The sequence below is a fragment of the Rhizobacter sp. P5_C2 genome (assembly GCF_054049715.1).
In genome coordinates this window covers 1-17,975 of the sequence record NZ_JBFULV010000119.1, presented here as the reverse complement: position 1 = coordinate 17,975, position 17,975 = coordinate 1, and the positions used below count along the sequence as shown (strand labels likewise).

The following is a 17,975-nucleotide window of genomic DNA, read 5'->3' as shown; positions in this document are numbered from 1 at the left end:
GACCAAGCCGCACGTGAACGTGGGCACGATTGGTCACGTGGACCATGGGAAGACGACGCTGACGGCGGCGATCACGACGGTGCTGTCGGCGAAGTTCGGCGGCGAAGCGAAGGCGTACGACCAGATCGACGCGGCGCCGGAAGAGAAGGCCCGCGGCATCACGATCAACACGGCGCACGTCGAGTACGAGACGGCGAACCGCCACTACGCGCACGTCGACTGCCCGGGGCACGCCGACTACGTGAAGAACATGATCACSGGTGCSGCGCAGATGGACGGCGCGATCCTGGTGGTGTCGGCCGCTGACGGCCCGATGCCGCAGACGCGCGAACACATCCTGCTGGCCCGCCAGGTCGGTGTGCCGTACATCATCGTGTTCATGAACAAGTGCGACATGGTCGATGACGCCGAGCTGCTGGAGCTCGTCGAGATGGAAGTCCGCGAGCTGCTGGACAAGTACGACTTCCCGGGCGACAAGACGCCGATCATCCACGGCAGCGCGAAGCTGGCGATGGAAGGCGACAAGGGCGAGCTGGGCGAAGGCGCGATCCTGAAGCTGGCGGATGCGCTGGACAGCTACATCCCGACGCCGGAGCGTGCGATCGACGGCGCGTTCCTGATGCCGGTGGAAGACGTGTTCTCGATCTCGGGTCGCGGCACGGTGGTGACGGGCCGCATCGAGCGCGGCGTGGTCAAGGTCGGCGAAGAAATCGAGATCGTSGGTATCTCGGTGACGCAGAAGACGACCTGCACGGGCGTGGARATGTTCCGCAAGCTGCTGGACCAAGGTCAAGCGGGCGACAACGTCGGTATCCTGCTGCGCGGCACCAAGCGCGAAGACGTGCAGCGCGGCCAGGTGCTGTGCAAGCCGGGCAGCATCAAGCCGCACACGCACTTCACCGCYGAGGTGTACGTGCTGAGCAAGGAAGAAGGCGGCCGYCACACGCCGTTCTTCAACAACTACCGCCCGCAGTTCTACTTCCGCACGACGGACGTGACCGGCGCGGTGGAGCTGCCGAAGGACAAGGAAATGGTGATGCCTGGCGACAACGTGAGCATCACGGTGAAGCTGATCAACCCGATCGCGATGGAAGAAGGCCTGCGCTTCGCCATCCGTGAAGGTGGYCGCACCGTCGGCGCCGGCGTCGTCGCCAAGATCCTCGAGTAATTTGCGTTTGAAGGCCACAGGGGTATAGCTCAACTGGCAGAGCGCTGGTCTCCAAAACCAGAGGTTGGGGGTTCGATTCCCTCTGCCCCTGCCAATCGGTGAAGTTGGTGGGGTTGAGATTGGTGGCCCAAGCAGCCCGCACGGCGACGAACAGTCCCGGCGGGCTTTGCTGCTGAAAAGCGGCACGTGTTTTTTGAAGAGCGAAATGTCGAATCCACAAGTCGAAACCGTCTCCACGGGTGCTGACAAGGCCAAGCTCGCCGCTTCCGGCGTGCTGGTGATCGCGGCCGTGGCGGCGTTCTATGCGCTCGGCAAGCAGGACCTGTGGCTGCGCGTCGGCGCGCTGATCCTGCTGCTGGTGGCTGCAGTCGCGTTGTTCTTCACGTCGGAAAGCGGCAAGCAGCTGATCGCCTTCGGGCAGGACTCGTCGCGCGAAGTCCGCAAGGTCGTCTGGCCGAGCCGCAAGGAAGCGACGCAGATGACGATGTACGTCTTCGCCTTCGTGGTCGTGATGGCCCTCTTCCTGTGGTTCACCGACAAGACGCTCGAATGGGTGCTGTACGACCTGATCCTGGGCTGGAAGCGTTGAGGACATCCCGATGAGCGAACAACAGCCCAACGAACAAGCCGCTGCCGACGCCGTGCCCGCGGTCGTCGCACCGCCCAGCAACAAGCGCTGGTACGTGGTGCATGCCTACTCGGGCATGGAGAAGGCCGTCGAACGCAACCTGCGCGAGCGCATCGACCGCGCCGGCATGCAGGAAAAATTCGGCCGCATCCTGGTGCCGATGGAAGAAGTCGTCGAGCTGAAGAACGGCAAGAAGGCCGTCACCGAGCGCCGCTTCTTCCCGGGCTACGTGCTGGTCGAGATGGAGATGGCCGACGACACCTGGCACCTGGTGAAGCACACCAGCAAGGTGACCGGCTTCGTCGGCGGTGCGAAGAATCGTCCGGCGCCGATCTCCGAAGCCGAGGTGATGAAGATCGTCACCCAGATGCAAGAGGGCGTCGAAAAGCCGCGCCCGAAGGTCGAGTGGGAAGTGGGCGAACTGGTGCGTGTCAAGGAAGGCCCGTTCACCGACTTCAACGGCGCGATCGAGGACGTCAACTACGACAAGTCGAAGGTGCGCGTCTCGGTCACGATCTTCGGCCGTGCCACGCCGGTCGAACTCGATTTCTCGCAAGTCGAGAAGGTCTGACGGCCTGAAAGAATTCGGGCCCGGATGGCGGCCCGGCAAGGCGACTTGCCCAAGGCCATCCCGTTGATGCCGGTGACGAGACACCGGTACGAGGAGCAAGGGTAACCAGCCCCTTGCGTTAGCACTCAAGGCCGGTCCGCCAAGACAGGCCTCATTGGAGAAATCATGGCAAAGAAAATTGTCGGCTTCATCAAGCTGCAAGTCCCGGCCGGCAAGGCCAACCCGTCGCCCCCGATCGGCCCGGCGCTCGGCCAGCGCGGCCTGAACATCATGGAGTTCTGCAAGGCGTTCAACGCGCAGACCCAGGGGCTGGAACCCGGCCTGATGCTGCCGGTCGTGATCACCGCGTTCGCGGACAAGTCCTTCACGTTCATCATGAAGTCGCCCCCGGCGACCGTGCTGATCAAGAAGGCGATCAAGCTCGACAAGGGCTCGGCCAAGCCGCACACCGACAAGGTCGGCAAGATCACGCGCGCCCAGCTCGAAGAGATCGCCAAGACCAAGGTCAAGGACCTGACGGCAGCCAACATGGATGCCGCCGTTCGCACCATCGCCGGCACCGCCCGCTCGATGGGCGTGACCACTGAAGGAGTCTGAGCATGGCCAAGCTGACCAAACGCCAAAAAGCCACCGCTGGCAAGGTCGACAGCACCAAGCTGTACGCCCTCGACAACGCGCTGGCGATCGTCAAGGAATGCGCCGTCGCCAAGTTCGATGAATCCATCGACGTGGCCGTGCAACTCGGCATCGACGCGAAGAAGTCCGACCAGGTCGTGCGTGGCGCCGTCGTGCTGCCCAACGGCACCGGCAAGACCAAGCGCGTCGCGGTGTTCGCCCAGGGTGCCAAGGCTGACGAAGCCCGCGCCGCCGGTGCCGACATCGTCGGCATGGAAGATCTGGCCGAGCAAGTGAAGGCCGGCAACCTGAATTTCGACGTCGTGATCGCCTCGCCGGACACGATGCGCATCGTCGGTACGCTCGGCCAGATCCTCGGCCCGCGCGGCCTGATGCCGAACCCGAAGGTCGGCACCGTGACGCCCGACGTGGCCACCGCGGTGAAGAACGCCAAGGCCGGCCAGGTGCAGTTCCGCGTCGACAAGGCCGGTATCGTCCACAGCACCATCGGCCGTCGCTCGTTCGACTCCGACAAGCTGGTGGGCAACCTGCGCGCGCTGATCGAGGCCCTGAACAAGGCCAAGCCGGCGTCGAGCAAGGGCATCTACCTGCGCAAGGTCGCGGTGTCGTCGACGATGGGCGTGGGTGCTCGCGTGGACGTCGCTTCGATCAACGCGTCGGCAACGGCCGCCTGATCTGACAGATCGAGGGCTGGCACGAGTCTGGTGCCGGTCCGATGAATTGGTGGGCCGCTGCGGCGCAAGTCGCAGCGGGCCATCCAAGACCGCAGGCGCGGCTTTGGCCGCTTAATCGACGAGACGGTGGAAACACCCGATCCGACGCCCGCGCAGATGGCGATCCCACTGGCAAGGAATTTTGGTTCCAAGGCAGAGGTCGCTGAATCGTGGTGTGTCCTGAGGCATTCATGCCAACGGACACGATGTGTGAGGAGCAGACCTTGAGTCTCAATCGCAACGAGAAAGCAGCCGTGGTGACGGATGTGGCCGCGCAAGTCGCGCGTTCACAGACGTTGGCGCTGGCCGAGTACCGTGGCCTCACCGTGGCTCACCTTGACACCCTGCGCAAGCAGGCGCGCGACAAGGGCGTGTACCTTCACGTGTTGAAGAACACCCTGGCTCGCCGTGCCGTTGCCGGTACGTCGTTCGAGGTGGCCGCGGAAAGCTTCGTCGGCCCGCTGATCTACGGTTTTTCCGAGGACCCCGTTGCCGCGGCCAAAGTCATCGCTGACTTTGCCAAGGGCAACGACAAGCTCGTCATCAAGGCTGGCGCGTATGCCGGCAAGGTCCTGAACGCCGACGGCGTGAAGGCCCTGGCCAGCATTCCCAGCAAGGAAGTGCTGCTGTCGCAGCTGGCCGGCCTGCTCATGGCACCGGTGCAGCGCACGGCCGCCGTCCTGGCCGCCCTGGCCAAGCAACGCGGTGAAGGTGCGCAAGAAGCCGCGCCTGCCGCCGAAGCTGTCCCGGCCTGAAGACGACCCTCTCAACCTTTACCTGATATCTAGGAACCAAAATGGCATTCGATAAAGACGCATTCCTGACCTCGCTGGACAGCATGTCGGTGATGGAACTCAACGACCTGGTCAAGGCCATCGAAGAGAAGTTCGGCGTGACCGCCGCTTCCATGGCCACCGGCGGTGGCGGTGGCGGCGGTGCTGCTGCTGCTGCAGTCGTTGAAGAAAAGACCGAGTTCAACGTCATGCTGCTCGAAGCTGGCGCGAACAAGGTGTCGGTCATCAAGGCCGTGCGCGAACTGACGGGCCTGGGCCTGAAGGAAGCCAAGGACCTGGTCGACGGCGCTCCGAAGCCCGTCAAGGAAGCCGTGCCCAAGGCCGACGCAGAAGCCGCTGTCAAGAAGCTGGTGGACGCCGGCGCGAAGGCCGAAGTCAAGTAATTCGGCTGGTCAGCAGCGGGCTGGGCGCCGATTCACGGCCCCAGCCTTTTGCGCTTCAGGGGTTTGTCCCCCTGAGGGCACCTGAAAAGGCGGGAGCAACGACAATGTCGAACTTCCCCCCCTTTTCAAGTGTTCTCTGATCCGACTGCAGAGAACGGGTTTGGTCGGACTCCGGTGCAATGCCGGGGTTGTCCGCCAGCGGTTGGTAGTGGCCAACCACCAAGCGTCGAACGCAATGTTCGAAAGACAGTCGCCGACGGGAGCAGGCCTGGGCCCGGCTCTGTTCCCCGATACGGAGTGAGAAATCACATATGGCGCAGCACGCAACCCCCTACAGCTACACCGAGCGCAAGCGGATTCGCAAGAGCTTCGGCAAGCGCGAGAGTGTCCTCAACGTTCCCTACCTGCTGACGATGCAGAAGGAGTCGTACGTCGCCTTCCTCCAGAAGGACGTCGCTCCGCAGAAACGCAAGCCTGAAGGCCTGCAGGCCGCTTTCCTCTCCGCTTTCCCGATCGTGTCGCACAACGGGTTCGTCGAGATGAAGTTCATCGAGTTCAACATGGCCAAGCCCGCGTTCGACACGCGGGAGTGCCAGCAGCGTGGCCTGACCTACGCCGCTGCGGTGCGCGCCAAGCTGCAGATGATCATCTATGACCGCGAGTCGCCGCAGGCGAAGACGGTCAAGGAAATCAAGGAACAAGAGGTCTACATGGGCGAAGTGCCGCTCATGACCGACTACGGTTCGTTCATCGTGAACGGCACCGAGCGCGTGATCGTGTCGCAGCTGCACCGTTCGCCGGGCGTGTTCTTCGAGCACGACAAGGGCAAGACCCACAGCTCGGGCAAGCTGCTGTTCAGCGCCCGCATCATTCCGTACCGCGGCTCCTGGCTCGACTTCGAGTTCGACCCGAAGGACATCCTGTACTTCCGCGTCGACCGCCGCCGCAAGATGCCGGTGACGATCCTGCTGAAGGCCATCGGCCTGAACCCGGAATCGATCCTCGCGAACTTCTTCGTGTTCGACAACTTCCGCCTGATGGACTCCGGTGCCCAGATGGAGTTCGTGGCCGACCGCCTGCGCGGCGAAGTGGCCCGCTTCGACATCACCGACAAGAACGGCACCGTCGTCGTCGAGAAGGACAAGCGCATCACGGCGCGCCACACGCGCCAGATCGAGCAGAGCGAGACGCAGTTCATCAGCGTGCCGGAAGACTTTCTGCTGGGCCGTTTCCTGGCTCGCAACATGGTCGACCCCGACACCGGCGAGATCATCGCGAAGGCGAACGACGAGCTGACCGACTCGCTGCTGAAGAAGCTGCGCGCCGCCGGTGTGAAGGAGATGCAGTGTCTCTACACCAACGAGCTGGACGAAGGCGCCTACATCTCGCAGACCCTGGCCGCCGATGAAACGGCCGACCAGCTGGCCGCGCGCGTCGCCATCTACCGCATGATGCGCCCCGGCGAGCCGCCGACCGAAGACGCCGTCGAAGCGCTCTTCAACCGGCTGTTCTACAACGGCGACACGTACGACCTGTCGCGCGTGGGCCGCATGAAGTTCAACGCCCGTGTCGGCCGCGACGTGCCGGAAGGCCCGATGACGCTGTCCAACGACGACATCCTCGACGTCGTGAAGATCCTCGTCGAGCTGCGCAACGGCCGCGGTGAAGTCGATGACATCGACCACCTGGGCAACCGTCGCGTGCGCTGCGTGGGCGAACTGGCCGAGAACCAGTACCGCTCGGGCCTCGCCCGGATCGAGAAGGCCGTCAAGGAACGCCTCGGCCAGGCCGAGACCGAAGCGCTGATGCCGCACGACCTGATCAACTCCAAGCCCATCTCCGCGGCGCTGAAGGAGTTCTTCGGTGCGTCGCAGCTGTCGCAGTTCATGGACCAGACCAACCCGCTGTCCGAGATCACGCACAAGCGTCGTGTCTCGGCCCTGGGCCCGGGCGGCCTGACCCGCGAACGCGCCGGCTTCGAAGTGCGCGACGTGCACCCGACCCACTACGGCCGCGTGTGCCCGATCGAGACGCCGGAAGGCCCGAACATCGGCCTGATCAACTCGCTCGCCCTGTACGCGCAGCTCAACGAATACGGCTTCCTCGAGACGCCGTACCGTCGCGTGGCCGACGGCAAGGTGACGATGCAGATCGACTACCTGTCGGCCATCGAGGAAGGCAAGTACGTGATCGCGCAGGCCAACGCCTCGCTCGACCCGGACGGCAAGCTGATCGACGAGCTGGTCTCGGCGCGTGACAACGGCGAATCGATCCTGACCTCGCCGGAACGCATCCAGTACATGGACGTGGCGCCGACGCAGATCGTGTCGGTGGCCGCCTCGCTGGTGCCGTTCCTCGAGCACGACGATGCGAACCGCGCACTGATGGGCGCCAACATGCAGCGCCAGGCCGTGCCGACGCTGCGCCCCGAGAAGGCGCTGGTCGGTACCGGTGTCGAACGCGTCGCCGCGAAGGACTCGGGCACGGTCGTGGCTGCGCGCCGCGGCGGTGTCGTGGACTACGTCGACACCAACCGCATCGTGATCCGCGTCAACGACAACGAGACGGTGGCCGGTGAAGTCGGGGTCGACATCTACAACCTGATCAAGTACCAGCGTTCGAACCAGAACACGAACATCCACCAGCGTCCGATCGTCAAGCGCGGAGACACCGTCTCCGCCGAGGACATCATCGCCGACGGCGCCTCGACCGACATCGGCGAGCTGGCGCTCGGCCAGAACATGCTGGTCGCGTTCATGCCCTGGAACGGCTACAACTTCGAAGACTCGATCCTGATCAGCGAACGCGTGATCGCCGACGACCGCTACACCTCGATCCACATCGAGGAACTGGTGGTGATGGCGCGCGACACCAAGCTGGGCTCCGAAGAAATCACGCGCGACATCCCGAACCTGAGCGAGCAGCAACTGGCTCGCCTGGACGAATCGGGCATCGTGTACGTGGGCGCCGAGGTCAACCCGGGCGACACGCTGGTGGGCAAGGTCACGCCGAAGGGCGAGACCACGCTGACGCCGGAAGAAAAGCTGCTGMGCGCGATCTTCGGCGAGAAGGCTTCCGACGTGAAGGACACCTCGCTGCGCGTCGACCAGGGCACCAGCGGCACCGTCATCGACGTGCAGGTCTTCACCCGCGAAGGCATCCAGCGCGACAAGCGCGCGCAACAGATCATCGACGATGAACTGAAGCGCTACCGCCTCGACCTGAACGACCAGCTGCGCATCGTCGAGGCCGACGCGTTCGACCGGATCGAGAAGCTGCTGTCGGGCAAGGTCGCCAACGGCGGCCCGCAGAAGATCGCCAAGGGCACGACGATCGACAAGGCGTACCTCGCCAGCGTCGAGAAGTACCACTGGTTCGACATCCGCCCGTCCGACGACGAAGTGGCCAACCAGCTCGAGTCGATCAAGAACTCGCTCGAGCAGACGCGCCACAGCTTCGACCTCGCGTTCGAAGAGAAGCGCAAGAAGCTGACGCAGGGCGACGAGCTGCCGGCCGGCGTGCTGAAGATGGTGAAGGTGTACCTGGCGGTCAAGCGCCGCCTGCAACCGGGCGACAAGATGGCCGGCCGCCACGGCAACAAGGGCGTCGTGTCCAAGATCAACCCGATCGAGGACATGCCGCACATGGCCGACGGCACGCCGTGCGACATCGTGCTGAACCCGCTGGGCGTGCCCTCGCGGATGAACGTCGGGCAGGTGCTCGAGGTTCACCTGGGCTGGGCCGGCAAGGGCATCGGCCAGCGCATCGGCGACATGCTGCAGGCCCAGACCAAGGTGGTCGAGCTGCGCAAGTTCCTCGACGAGCTGTACAACAAGTCGGGCGGCAAGACCGAGCGCCTGGACCACCTGACCGATGACGAGATCCTCGAGATGGCCGCCAACCTGAGCAAGGGCGTGCCGTTCGCGACGCCGGTGTTCGACGGCGCCGCCGAAGAGGAAATCCGCGGCATGCTGAAGCTGGCCTACCCGGACGAGATCGCCAAGGTCAAGGGACTGACGGCCACGCGCACCCAGGCCACGCTGTACGACGGACGCACCGGCGACGCCTTCGAGCGTCCGGTCACGATCGGCTACATGCACGTGCTGAAGCTGCACCACCTGGTCGACGACAAGATGCACGCCCGCTCGACCGGCCCGTACTCGCTGGTCACGCAGCAACCGCTGGGCGGCAAGGCCCAGTTCGGTGGCCAGCGCTTCGGCGAAATGGAAGTCTGGGCCCTGGAAGCCTACGGCGCGTCTTACGTGCTGCAGGAGATGCTGACCGTCAAGTCCGATGACGTGAACGGCCGCACCAAGGTGTACGAGTCCATCGTCAAGGGCGAGCACGCGATCGAGGCCGGCATGCCGGAATCGTTCAACGTGCTGGTGAAGGAAATTCGTTCGCTCGGTATCGACATCGAGCTCGAGCGCAACTAAAGAAAAGGAAACAGAACATGAAGGGTTTGCTTGATCTGTTCCGCCAGTTCACCCCTGATGAGCATTTCGATGCCATCAAGATCGGACTGGCTTCGCCCGAGAAAATTCGGTCCTGGTCCTTCGGCGAAGTGAAGAAGCCGGAGACCATCAACTACCGCACCTTCAAGCCGGAGCGCGATGGCCTGTTCTGCGCCAAGATCTTCGGCCCGATCAAGGACTACGAGTGCCTGTGCGGCAAGTACAAGCGCCTGAAGCACCGTGGCGTGATCTGCGAGAAGTGCGGCGTCGAAGTGACGCAGACCAAGGTTCGCCGTGACCGCATGGGCCACATCGACCTGGCCGCGCCGTGCGCGCACATCTGGTTCCTGAAGTCGCTGCCGTCGCGCCTGGGCCTGGTGCTCGACATGACGCTGCGCGACATCGAGCGCGTGCTGTACTTCGAAGCCTACGTGGTGGTCGACCCGGGCATGACCCCGCTGAAGAAGTTCAGCATCATGTCGGAAGACGACTACGACGCGAAGCGCACCGAATTCGGCGACGAGTTCATCGCGCTGATGGGCGCCGAGGGCGTGCAGAAGCTGCTGGCCGAGATGGACCTCGACGTCGAGATCGAGCGCCTGCGCGGCGACATGACCGGCTCCGAGTTGAAGGTCAAGAAGAACTCCAAGCGCCTGAAGGTGATGGAAGCCTTCAAGAAGTCGGGCATCAAGCCGCAGTGGATGGTGATGACCGTGCTGCCGGTGCTGCCGCCGGACCTGCGTCCGCTGGTGCCGCTGGACGGCGGGCGCTTCGCCACGTCGGACCTGAACGACCTCTACCGCCGCGTCATCAACCGCAACAACCGCCTGGCCCGCCTGCTCGAACTGAAGGCGCCGGAGATCATCGTGCGCAACGAGAAGCGCATGCTGCAGGAAGCGGTCGATTCGCTGCTGGACAACGGCCGTCGCGGCAAGGCGATGACCGGTGCCAACAAGCGCGCGCTGAAGTCGCTGGCCGACATGATCAAGGGCAAGAGCGGCCGCTTCCGCCAGAATCTGCTGGGCAAGCGCGTCGACTACTCGGGCCGTTCGGTCATCGTGGTCGGCCCGACGCTGAAGCTGCACCAGTGCGGCCTGCCGAAGCTGATGGCGCTCGAGCTGTTCAAGCCGTTCATCTTCTCGCGCCTCGAAGCCATGGGCATCGCCACCACCATCAAGGCGGCGAAGAAGGAAGTGGAATCGGGCACGCCGGTGGTCTGGGACATCCTTGAAGAAGTCATCAAGGAACACCCGGTCATGCTGAACCGCGCGCCGACGCTGCACCGCCTGGGCATCCAGGCGTTCGAGCCGGTGCTGATCGAAGGCAAGGCGATCCAGCTGCACCCGCTGGTGTGCGCTGCGTTCAACGCCGACTTCGACGGTGACCAGATGGCCGTCCACGTGCCGCTGTCGATCGAAGCGCAGATGGAAGCCCGCACGCTGATGCTGGCCTCCAACAACGTGCTGTTCCCGGCCAACGGCGAACCGTCGATCGTGCCGTCGCAAGACGTGGTGCTGGGCCTGTACTACGCCACCCGCGAGCGCATCAACGGCAAGGGCGAAGGCATCATCTTCTCCGATGTGGTCGAAGTTCAACGCGCGCTGGACAACGCCGCGGTCGAGGTCACCGCGCGCATCGCCGTGCGCCTGACCGAGTGGACGAAGAACAAGGCGACCGGCGAGTTCGTGTCGGAAACCAAGCTCGTCGACACCACCGTCGGGCGTGCGCTGCTGTCCGAGATCCTGCCGAAGGGCCTGCCGTTCTCGAACATCAACAAGGCGCTGAAGAAGAAGGAAATCTCGCGCCTGATCAACACCTCGTTCCGCAAGTGCGGTCTGAAGGAAACGGTCGTGTTCGCCGACAAGCTGCTGCAGGCGGGCTTCCGCCTGGCCACGCGCGCCGGCATCTCGATCGCGATCGACGACATGCTCGTGCCGAAGGAAAAGCCGGGCCTGATCGAGCGCGCCGAGAAGGAAGTGAAGGAGATCGAGCAGCAGTACGTCTCGGGTCTCGTCACCGCCGGCGAGCGCTACAACAAGGTCGTCGACATCTGGGGCAAGACCGGTGACGAAGTCGGCAAGGTCATGATGAGCCAGCTCGCCAAGCAGCGCGTGCTGGACCGCCACGGCAAGGAAGTCGACCAGGAGTCGTTCAACTCCATCTACATGATGGCCGACTCGGGTGCGCGCGGCTCCGCGGCGCAGATCCGCCAGCTGGCCGGCATGCGCGGCCTGATGGCCAAGCCGGACGGCTCGATCATCGAGACGCCCATCACGGCGAACTTCCGTGAAGGCCTGAACGTGCTGCAGTACTTCATCTCCACCCACGGCGCCCGCAAGGGTCTCGCGGACACGGCGCTGAAGACGGCGAACTCCGGCTACCTGACGCGTCGACTGGTCGACGTGACGCAGGATCTGGTGGTCACCGCGGACGACTGCGGTACGCAGAACGGCATCAACATGCGCGCGCTGGTCGAAGGCGGCGAAGTGATCGAATCGCTGCGCGACCGCATCCTCGGCCGCGTCACCGCGATCGAAGTGCAGCACCCGGAAACGGGTGAACAGCTGCTGACCGGCGGCACCATGCTCGACGAAGACGCACTCGACGGCCTCGAAGCCGCCGGCGTCGACGAAGTGAAGGTGCGCACCGCGCTGACCTGCGGTACGCGCTTCGGCCTGTGCGGCAAGTGCTACGGCCGCGACCTGGGCCGTGGCGGCCTGGTGAACCGCGGCGAAGCGGTCGGCGTGATCGCGGCGCAGTCGATCGGCGAACCGGGCACGCAGCTGACGATGCGCACGTTCCACATCGGCGGCGCGGCTTCGCGTGCGGCGGTGGCATCGAGCGTCGATGCGAAGTCCGATGGCCACATCGGCTTCAACTCGACGATGCGCTACGTGACCAACGGCAAGGGCGACCTGGTCGTGATCTCGCGCTCGGGCGAAATCATCATCGCGGACCAGCACGGTCGCGAGCGTGAGCGCCACAAGGTGCCGTACGGCGCGATCCTGAACATCAAGCCCGACCAGCAGCTGAAGGCTGGCACGGTGCTGGCGAACTGGGATCCGCTGACCCGCCCGATCATCACGGAATTCGCCGGCAAGGCGAAGTTCGAGAACGTCGAGGAAGGTGTCACGGTCGCCAAGCAGCTCGACGAAGTGACCGGCCTGTCGACGCTGGTCGTGATCGACCCGAAGCGCCGTGGCGCGACCAAGGTGGTGCGTCCGCAGGTCAAGCTGCTGGACGCCAGCGGCAACGAAGTGAAGATCCCCGGCACCGATCACTCGGTGACGATCGGCTTCCCGATCGGCTCGCTGGTCCAGATCCGCGACGGCCAGGACCTGGCCCCGGGCGAAGTGCTGGCGCGTATTCCGGTCGAAGGCCAGAAGACGCGCGACATCACCGGCGGTCTGCCGCGCGTGGCCGAGCTCTTCGAGGCGCGCAGCCCGAAGGACAAGGGCACGCTGGCCGAGATGACCGGCACGGTGTCGTTCGGCAAGGAGACCAAGGGCAAGGTTCGCCTGCAGATCACCGATCCGGAAGGCAAGGTCTACGAAGAGCTCGTCCCGAAGGAAAAGAACATCGTGGTCCACGAAGGCCAGGTGGTCAACAAGGGCGAGTCGATCGTCGACGGTCCGGCCGATCCGCAGGACATCCTGCGCCTGCTGGGCATCGAGGAACTGGCGCGCTACATCGTCGACGAAGTGCAGGACGTCTACCGTCTGCAGGGCGTGAAGATCAACGACAAGCACATCGAGGTGATCGTTCGCCAGATGCTGCGCCGCGTGCAGATCGTCAACCCGGGCGAGACCGCGTACATCCTCGGTGAGCAGGTCGAGCGTTCGGAGCTGCTGGACACCAACGACCGCATGGTGGCCGAAGGCAAGATCGTGGCGACCCACGCCGACGTGCTGCTGGGCATCACGAAGGCGTCGCTGTCGACCGACAGCTTCATCTCGGCCGCGTCCTTCCAGGAAACCACCCGCGTGCTCACCGAGGCTGCCATCATGGGCAAGCGCGACGAGCTGCGTGGCCTGAAGGAGAACGTGATCGTCGGTCGCCTGATCCCGGCCGGTACCGGCATGGCCTTCCACGACGCACGCCGCGTCAAGGAAGAGATGGACGACGCGGAACGCCGCGCGATCGCGATGCAGGAGGCGGAGGAATTCGCTTCCGTGCAGGAAGCACCGGCGGAAGCCGGTGGCGATGCCACCGAGTAAGTGATTGCTGCGTGAGCAGAAAGGGCGGCTTCGGCCGCCCTTTTTTATTTCTGCGCCGTGCTCCAGGCCTCGGGTGTCAGGATCGCCAGGCCGCGCGGAAGCGCGCGCCGGGCGAGTCGCAGCACTGCGCGGTCGCGGGTGAACAACCAGTCGGCGCGGTGGAGCGCAAAGTCGATGAACTTCTGGTCGTCGGGGTCGGTGCAGCGCAGCGGGGCGGCCAGGCCAGCGGGCGGGGGAATGTCTTCAATGTGAGCGCATGCACTCCATGTTGCCCATATGTGATCGGTATTCAGCGGCGGGTTGCGAGGCAGCCCGCGGCGCAGCACCTCGGCCAGTTCGGCCTGCATCTCCGTGGTGGTGACCCATCGAAGCCGGCCGCTTTCGACCGCCTGGCTGATCGGCGCGACGGCCGGATTGGCGAACACCAGCCAGTCGAGAACGACATTGGTGTCCAGCACGGCACGGGGCGGATCGAAGCGGAACACGGGTGAGGTCATCGGACTCGAGTGACAGGCCATCAAGCCCTCGCTTGCGGCGGTACGGGGCTACGAATATAATCGCAGGCTTTTCGGCAGATTCTGCTTCGCTCTTTTGTCGGCAAGGCTTGTGGATCCATCAGGTTCATCAGCCAGTCGATCGGGCGGTCAACGATCCCGCAGCCTCGCGGTTCCATCGTTCGGCCACACGCCCGGGGAGGGCGTGACGCTTCTTCCGAGAGTGGCCTGACCCCAGGAATTTCAGAAATGCTCTGGATTCTGGGTGTCAGGGCAGTGACTTCAAACGGGAACAAGTTACCAACATGCCAACCATCAATCAACTCGTGCGTCTCGGCCGTGAGGTCGAGAAGACGAAGTCCAAATCCCCGGCGCTGCAGGGTGGACCCCAGCGCCGCGGTGTGTGCACCCGCGTGTACACCACCACCCCGAAGAAGCCGAATTCGGCGCTGCGTAAAGTGGCCAAGATTCGCCTGACCAACGGGTTCGAGATCATTTCCTACATCGGCGGCGAAGGCCACAACCTGCAAGAGCACAGCGTCGTGCTCGTGCGCGGCGGCCGCGTGAAGGATCTGCCGGGTGTTCGCTACCACATCGTGCGCGGCTCGCTCGACTTGCAAGGCGTGAAAGACCGCAAGCAGTCGCGTTCCAAGTACGGCGCGAAGCGTCCGAAGGCCGGCAAGTAAGCTGGTTCGTCGTCTAGTCGTCATCGCGGGAGTTCAGGCTCCGGCATGGCGTGTCGCGGTTGCGGCGGGTGCAGATCCCGCCGGGCCGAGTAAGTGGAAGCCCGGGTGCCGAAAGCATCTTCGTGGTGACCGCGGTGCAGGCAGCGATGCCCGTGCCAACTGAAGAAAAAAGGAAGAGAAATGCCTCGTCGTCGCGAAGTACCCAAGCGTGAGATCCTCCCCGATCCGAAATTCGGTTCGGTTGACCTCTCCAAGTTCATGAACGTGATCATGGAGTCCGGCAAGAAGGCTGTCGCCGAACGCATCATCTACGGTGCGCTGGAGCAGGTCGAAAAGAAGTCGGGCAAGGACCCGCTGGAGATCTTCACGGTCGCGCTGAACAACATCAAGCCGATGGTCGAAGTGAAGTCACGCCGCGTCGGCGGTGCGAACTACCAAGTTCCCGTGGAAGTTCGCCCCGTCCGCCGCGTGGCCCTGGCCATGCGCTGGCTGAAGGAATCGGCCCGCAAGCGCGGCGAGAAGTCGATGGCCCAGCGCCTCGCGAACGAACTGCTGGAGGCCGTCGAAGGCCGCGGCGGCGCGATGAAGAAGCGCGATGAAGTGCACCGCATGGCGGACGCCAACAAGGCGTTCTCGCACTTCCGCTTCTAAGACCGAAGTCCCCAGTCCCCCGGCCGCTCTTCGGGTTTCCACGAACCCGCGAGCGGCCCCTGCATTTGGAGTGCCATCATGGCCCGCAAGACCCCCATCGAGCGCTATCGCAACATCGGCATCTCGGCCCACATCGACGCCGGCAAGACCACGACCACCGAGCGCATCCTGTTCTACACGGGTGTGAACCACAAGATCGGTGAAGTGCACGATGGCGCCGCCACGATGGACTGGATGGAGCAGGAGCAAGAGCGCGGCATCACGATCACGTCGGCCGCGACGACCTGCTTCTGGAAGGGCATGGAGCTCAACCACCCCGAGCACCGCATCAACATCATCGACACCCCCGGGCACGTCGACTTCACGATTGAAGTCGAGCGCTCGATGCGCGTGCTCGACGGCGCCTGCATGGTGTACTGCGCCGTGGGCGGCGTGCAGCCCCAGTCGGAAACCGTCTGGCGCCAGGCCAACAAGTACAAGGTGCCCCGCCTCGCGTTCGTCAACAAGATGGACCGCACCGGCGCGAACTTCTACAAGGTCTACGACCAGATGAAGGTCCGCCTGAAGGCGAACCCGGTGCCCATCGTGATTCCGATCGGTGCCGAAGACAATTTCACCGGCGTGATCGACCTGATCAAGATGAAGGCGATCATCTGGGACGAAGCCTCGCAGGGCATGAAGTTCGAATACAAGGAAATCCCGGCCGAGCTGCTGGCCGACGCCAAGAAGTGGCGCGAGAACATGATCGAGGCCGCCGCTGAATCCAGCGAAGACCTGATGAACAAGTACCTCGAGTCGGGCGACCTGAGCGAAGCCGAGATCAAGCTGGGCATCCGCACGCGCACGATCGCGTCCGAGATCCAGCCGATGCTGTGCGGCACCGCGTTCAAGAACAAGGGCGTGCAGCGCATGCTTGACGCCGTGATCGACTTCATGCCGTCGCCGATCGACATCCCGCCGGTGCCGGGCCACGACGAAGACGACAAGGACACGACCCGCAAGGCCGACGACAGCGAGAAGTTCGCCGCGCTGGCCTTCAAGCTGATGACCGACCCGTACGTCGGCCAGCTGACCTTCGTGCGCGTCTACTCGGGCGTGCTGAAGTCGGGCGACTCGGTCTACAACCCGATCCGCGGCAAGAAAGAGCGCATCGGCCGGATCCTGCAGATGYACGCCAACCAGCGTGAAGAAATCAAGGAAATCCTGGCCGGCGACATCGCCGCCTGCGTGGGCCTGAAAGACGTGACGACCGGCGAAACGCTGTGCGATCCGGAAGCCATCATCACGCTCGAGAAGATGATCTTCCCGGAGCCGGTGATCTCGCAGGCCGTCGAGCCGAAGACCAAGGCCGACCAGGAAAAGATGGGCATCGCCCTCGGCCGCCTGGCCCAGGAAGACCCGTCGTTCCGCGTGCGCACCGACGAAGAATCGGGCCAGACCATCATTTCCGGCATGGGCGAGCTCCACCTGGAAATCATCGTCGACCGCATGAAGCGCGAATTCGGCGTGGAAGCCAACGTCGGCAAGCCGCAGGTGGCCTACCGCGAGACGATCCGCAAGGCGGCGACCGATGTCGAAGGCAAGTTCGTTCGCCAGTCGGGCGGCAAGGGCCAGTACGGCCACGTCGTGCTGAACATCGAACCGCAGGAGCCGGGCAAGGGCTTCGAGTTCGTCGACGCGATCAAGGGCGGCGTCGTGCCGCGCGAGTTCATCCCCGCGGTGCGCAAGGGCGTCGAAGACTCGCTGCCGAACGGCGTGCTGGCCGGCTTCCCGGTGGTCGACGTGAAGGTCACGCTGATCTTCGGTTCGTACCACGAAGTCGACTCGAACGAAAACGCGTTCAAGATGGCCGCGTCGCTGGGCTTCAAGGACGGCTGCCGCAAGGCCAGCCCGGTGATCCTCGAGCCGATGATGGCCGTCGAGGTCGAGACCCCGGAAGACTACGCCGGCAACGTGATGGGTGACCTGTCATCCCGCCGTGGCATGGTGCAGGGCATGGACGACATGCCTGGCGGCGGCAAGGTCATCAAGGCCGAGGTTCCGCTGTCGGAAATGTTCGGCTACTCGACCACGCTGCGCTCGATGTCGCAAGGCCGTGCCACGTACACGATGGAGTTCAAGCACTACAGCGAAGCTCCGAAGAACGTGGCCGACGCGATCATCACCGCACGCGGCAAGTAATTCAGTCAGTTAGACGAAGCCGGTCTTCGTCGCCTGCTTCGCGCGATGCCAGTGGCGCGCGAAACCAGTGGGCGACGGAAACCTTAAACCCAGCACTGGAAGTGCTCTTTGATACGGAGAATCTGAAATGGCAAAAGGCAAATTCGAGCGGACCAAGCCGCACGTGAACGTGGGCACGATTGGTCACGTGGACCATGGGAAGACGACGCTGACGGCGGCGATCACGACGGTGCTGTCGGCGAAGTTCGGCGGCGAAGCGAAGGCGTACGACCAGATCGACGCGGCGCCGGAAGAGAAGGCCCGCGGCATCACGATCAACACGGCGCACGTCGAGTACGAGACGGCGAACCGCCACTACGCGCACGTCGACTGCCCGCCACTACGCGCACGTCGACTGCC

Annotated in this window: 14 protein-coding genes and 1 tRNA gene; 14 read left to right on the top strand and 1 reads right to left on the bottom strand. The window is 64.1% G+C overall.

The features are described from left to right. The 10 genes from tuf to rpoC all read left to right on the top strand — a co-directional run. Nucleotides 1-1,168 (top strand): elongation factor Tu (gene tuf, locus ACXJLU_RS28610; protein WP_457336851.1); only part of this gene is annotated, 1,168 nt, incomplete at its 5' end. 18 nt (nt 1,169-1,186) lie between these two features. Beyond that, a tRNA-Trp gene (locus ACXJLU_RS28605) sits at nt 1,187-1,262 on the top strand. 111 nt (nt 1,263-1,373) lie between these two features. Further along, nucleotides 1,374-1,757: a preprotein translocase subunit SecE gene (gene secE / locus ACXJLU_RS28600; protein WP_073469157.1), complete on the top strand. Its 384-nt coding sequence runs from the start codon at nt 1,374-1,376 to the stop codon at nt 1,755-1,757. Between the two features lie 10 nt (nt 1,758-1,767). Further along, complete coding sequence (gene nusG / locus ACXJLU_RS28595; RefSeq protein WP_073469160.1) at nt 1,768-2,367, top strand: transcription termination/antitermination protein NusG; 600 nt, start codon at nt 1,768-1,770, stop codon at nt 2,365-2,367. Between the two features lie 165 nt (nt 2,368-2,532). Then, nucleotides 2,533-2,964 carry a 50S ribosomal protein L11 gene (gene rplK / locus ACXJLU_RS28590; protein WP_047510949.1) on the top strand — a complete coding sequence of 144 codons (432 nt, stop codon included), beginning with the start codon at nt 2,533-2,535 and terminating at the stop codon, nt 2,962-2,964. A 2-nt stretch (nt 2,965-2,966) separates the two neighbouring features. Next, entirely contained in the window at nt 2,967-3,677 is a 711-nt protein-coding gene (gene rplA / locus ACXJLU_RS28585; protein ID WP_457336848.1) for a 50S ribosomal protein L1, read from the top strand. A gap of 263 nt (nt 3,678-3,940) precedes the next feature. Continuing rightward, the gene (gene rplJ, locus ACXJLU_RS28580; RefSeq protein WP_457336853.1) at nt 3,941-4,471 is read left to right on the top strand and encodes a 50S ribosomal protein L10; all 531 of its coding nucleotides are present in this window, start codon (nt 3,941-3,943) and stop codon (nt 4,469-4,471) included. A 41-nt stretch (nt 4,472-4,512) separates the two neighbouring features. Further along, entirely contained in the window at nt 4,513-4,893 is a 381-nt protein-coding gene (gene rplL / locus ACXJLU_RS28575; RefSeq protein ID WP_073469164.1) for a 50S ribosomal protein L7/L12, read from the top strand. Between the two features lie 311 nt (nt 4,894-5,204). Then, nucleotides 5,205-9,329, top strand: a complete 4,125-nt coding sequence (gene rpoB, locus ACXJLU_RS28570; RefSeq protein WP_457336846.1) for a DNA-directed RNA polymerase subunit beta — start codon at nt 5,205-5,207, stop codon at nt 9,327-9,329. A gap of 17 nt (nt 9,330-9,346) precedes the next feature. Next, entirely contained in the window at nt 9,347-13,564 is a 4,218-nt protein-coding gene (rpoC, locus tag ACXJLU_RS28565) for a DNA-directed RNA polymerase subunit beta' (RefSeq protein ID WP_073469168.1), read from the top strand. Nucleotides 13,565-13,608: 44 nt separating this feature from the next. Here rpoC and ACXJLU_RS28560 read toward each other — a convergent pair whose 3' ends face one another. Next, nucleotides 13,609-14,061 (bottom strand): PIN domain-containing protein, encoded by a 453-nt coding sequence (locus ACXJLU_RS28560; protein ID WP_457336844.1) that lies wholly within the window; start codon nt 14,059-14,061, stop codon nt 13,609-13,611. Between the two features lie 302 nt (nt 14,062-14,363). Here ACXJLU_RS28560 and rpsL point away from each other — a divergent pair, with 302 nt between their 5' ends. The 4 genes from rpsL to ACXJLU_RS28540 form a co-directional block, all read left to right on the top strand. Continuing rightward, a complete protein-coding gene (gene rpsL, locus ACXJLU_RS28555) occupies nt 14,364-14,744 on the top strand; it encodes a 30S ribosomal protein S12 (protein WP_047510966.1) in 381 nt (126 codons plus the stop codon). A gap of 180 nt (nt 14,745-14,924) precedes the next feature. Further along, nucleotides 14,925-15,395: a 30S ribosomal protein S7 gene (gene rpsG, locus ACXJLU_RS28550; protein WP_056813848.1), complete on the top strand. Its 471-nt coding sequence runs from the start codon at nt 14,925-14,927 to the stop codon at nt 15,393-15,395. A gap of 78 nt (nt 15,396-15,473) precedes the next feature. After that, nucleotides 15,474-17,576 (top strand): elongation factor G, encoded by a 2,103-nt coding sequence (gene fusA, locus ACXJLU_RS28545; protein ID WP_457336841.1) that lies wholly within the window; start codon nt 15,474-15,476, stop codon nt 17,574-17,576. Nucleotides 17,577-17,703: 127 nt separating this feature from the next. Further along, the coding region (locus ACXJLU_RS28540) for a GTP-binding protein (RefSeq protein WP_457336839.1) at nt 17,704-17,975 on the top strand (272 nt) is incomplete at its 3' end.

Bases quoted from the DNA above. Each gene is read 5' to 3' on its own strand.
- secE (WP_073469157.1), top strand. From the start codon at position 1,374: ATGTCGAATCCACAAGTCGAAACCGTCTCCACGGGTGCTGACAAGGCC.
- nusG (WP_073469160.1), top strand. From the start codon at position 1,768: ATGAGCGAACAACAGCCCAACGAACAAGCCGCTGCCGACGCCGTGCCC.
- rplK (WP_047510949.1), top strand. From the start codon at position 2,533: ATGGCAAAGAAAATTGTCGGCTTCATCAAGCTGCAAGTCCCGGCCGGC.
- rplA (WP_457336848.1), top strand. From the start codon at position 2,967: ATGGCCAAGCTGACCAAACGCCAAAAAGCCACCGCTGGCAAGGTCGAC.
- rplL (WP_073469164.1), top strand. From the start codon at position 4,513: ATGGCATTCGATAAAGACGCATTCCTGACCTCGCTGGACAGCATGTCG.
- rpoC (WP_073469168.1), top strand. From the start codon at position 9,347: ATGAAGGGTTTGCTTGATCTGTTCCGCCAGTTCACCCCTGATGAGCAT.
- ACXJLU_RS28560 (WP_457336844.1), bottom strand. From the start codon at position 14,061: ATGACCTCACCCGTGTTCCGCTTCGATCCGCCCCGTGCCGTGCTGGAC.
- rpsL (WP_047510966.1), top strand. From the start codon at position 14,364: ATGCCAACCATCAATCAACTCGTGCGTCTCGGCCGTGAGGTCGAGAAG.
- rpsG (WP_056813848.1), top strand. From the start codon at position 14,925: ATGCCTCGTCGTCGCGAAGTACCCAAGCGTGAGATCCTCCCCGATCCG.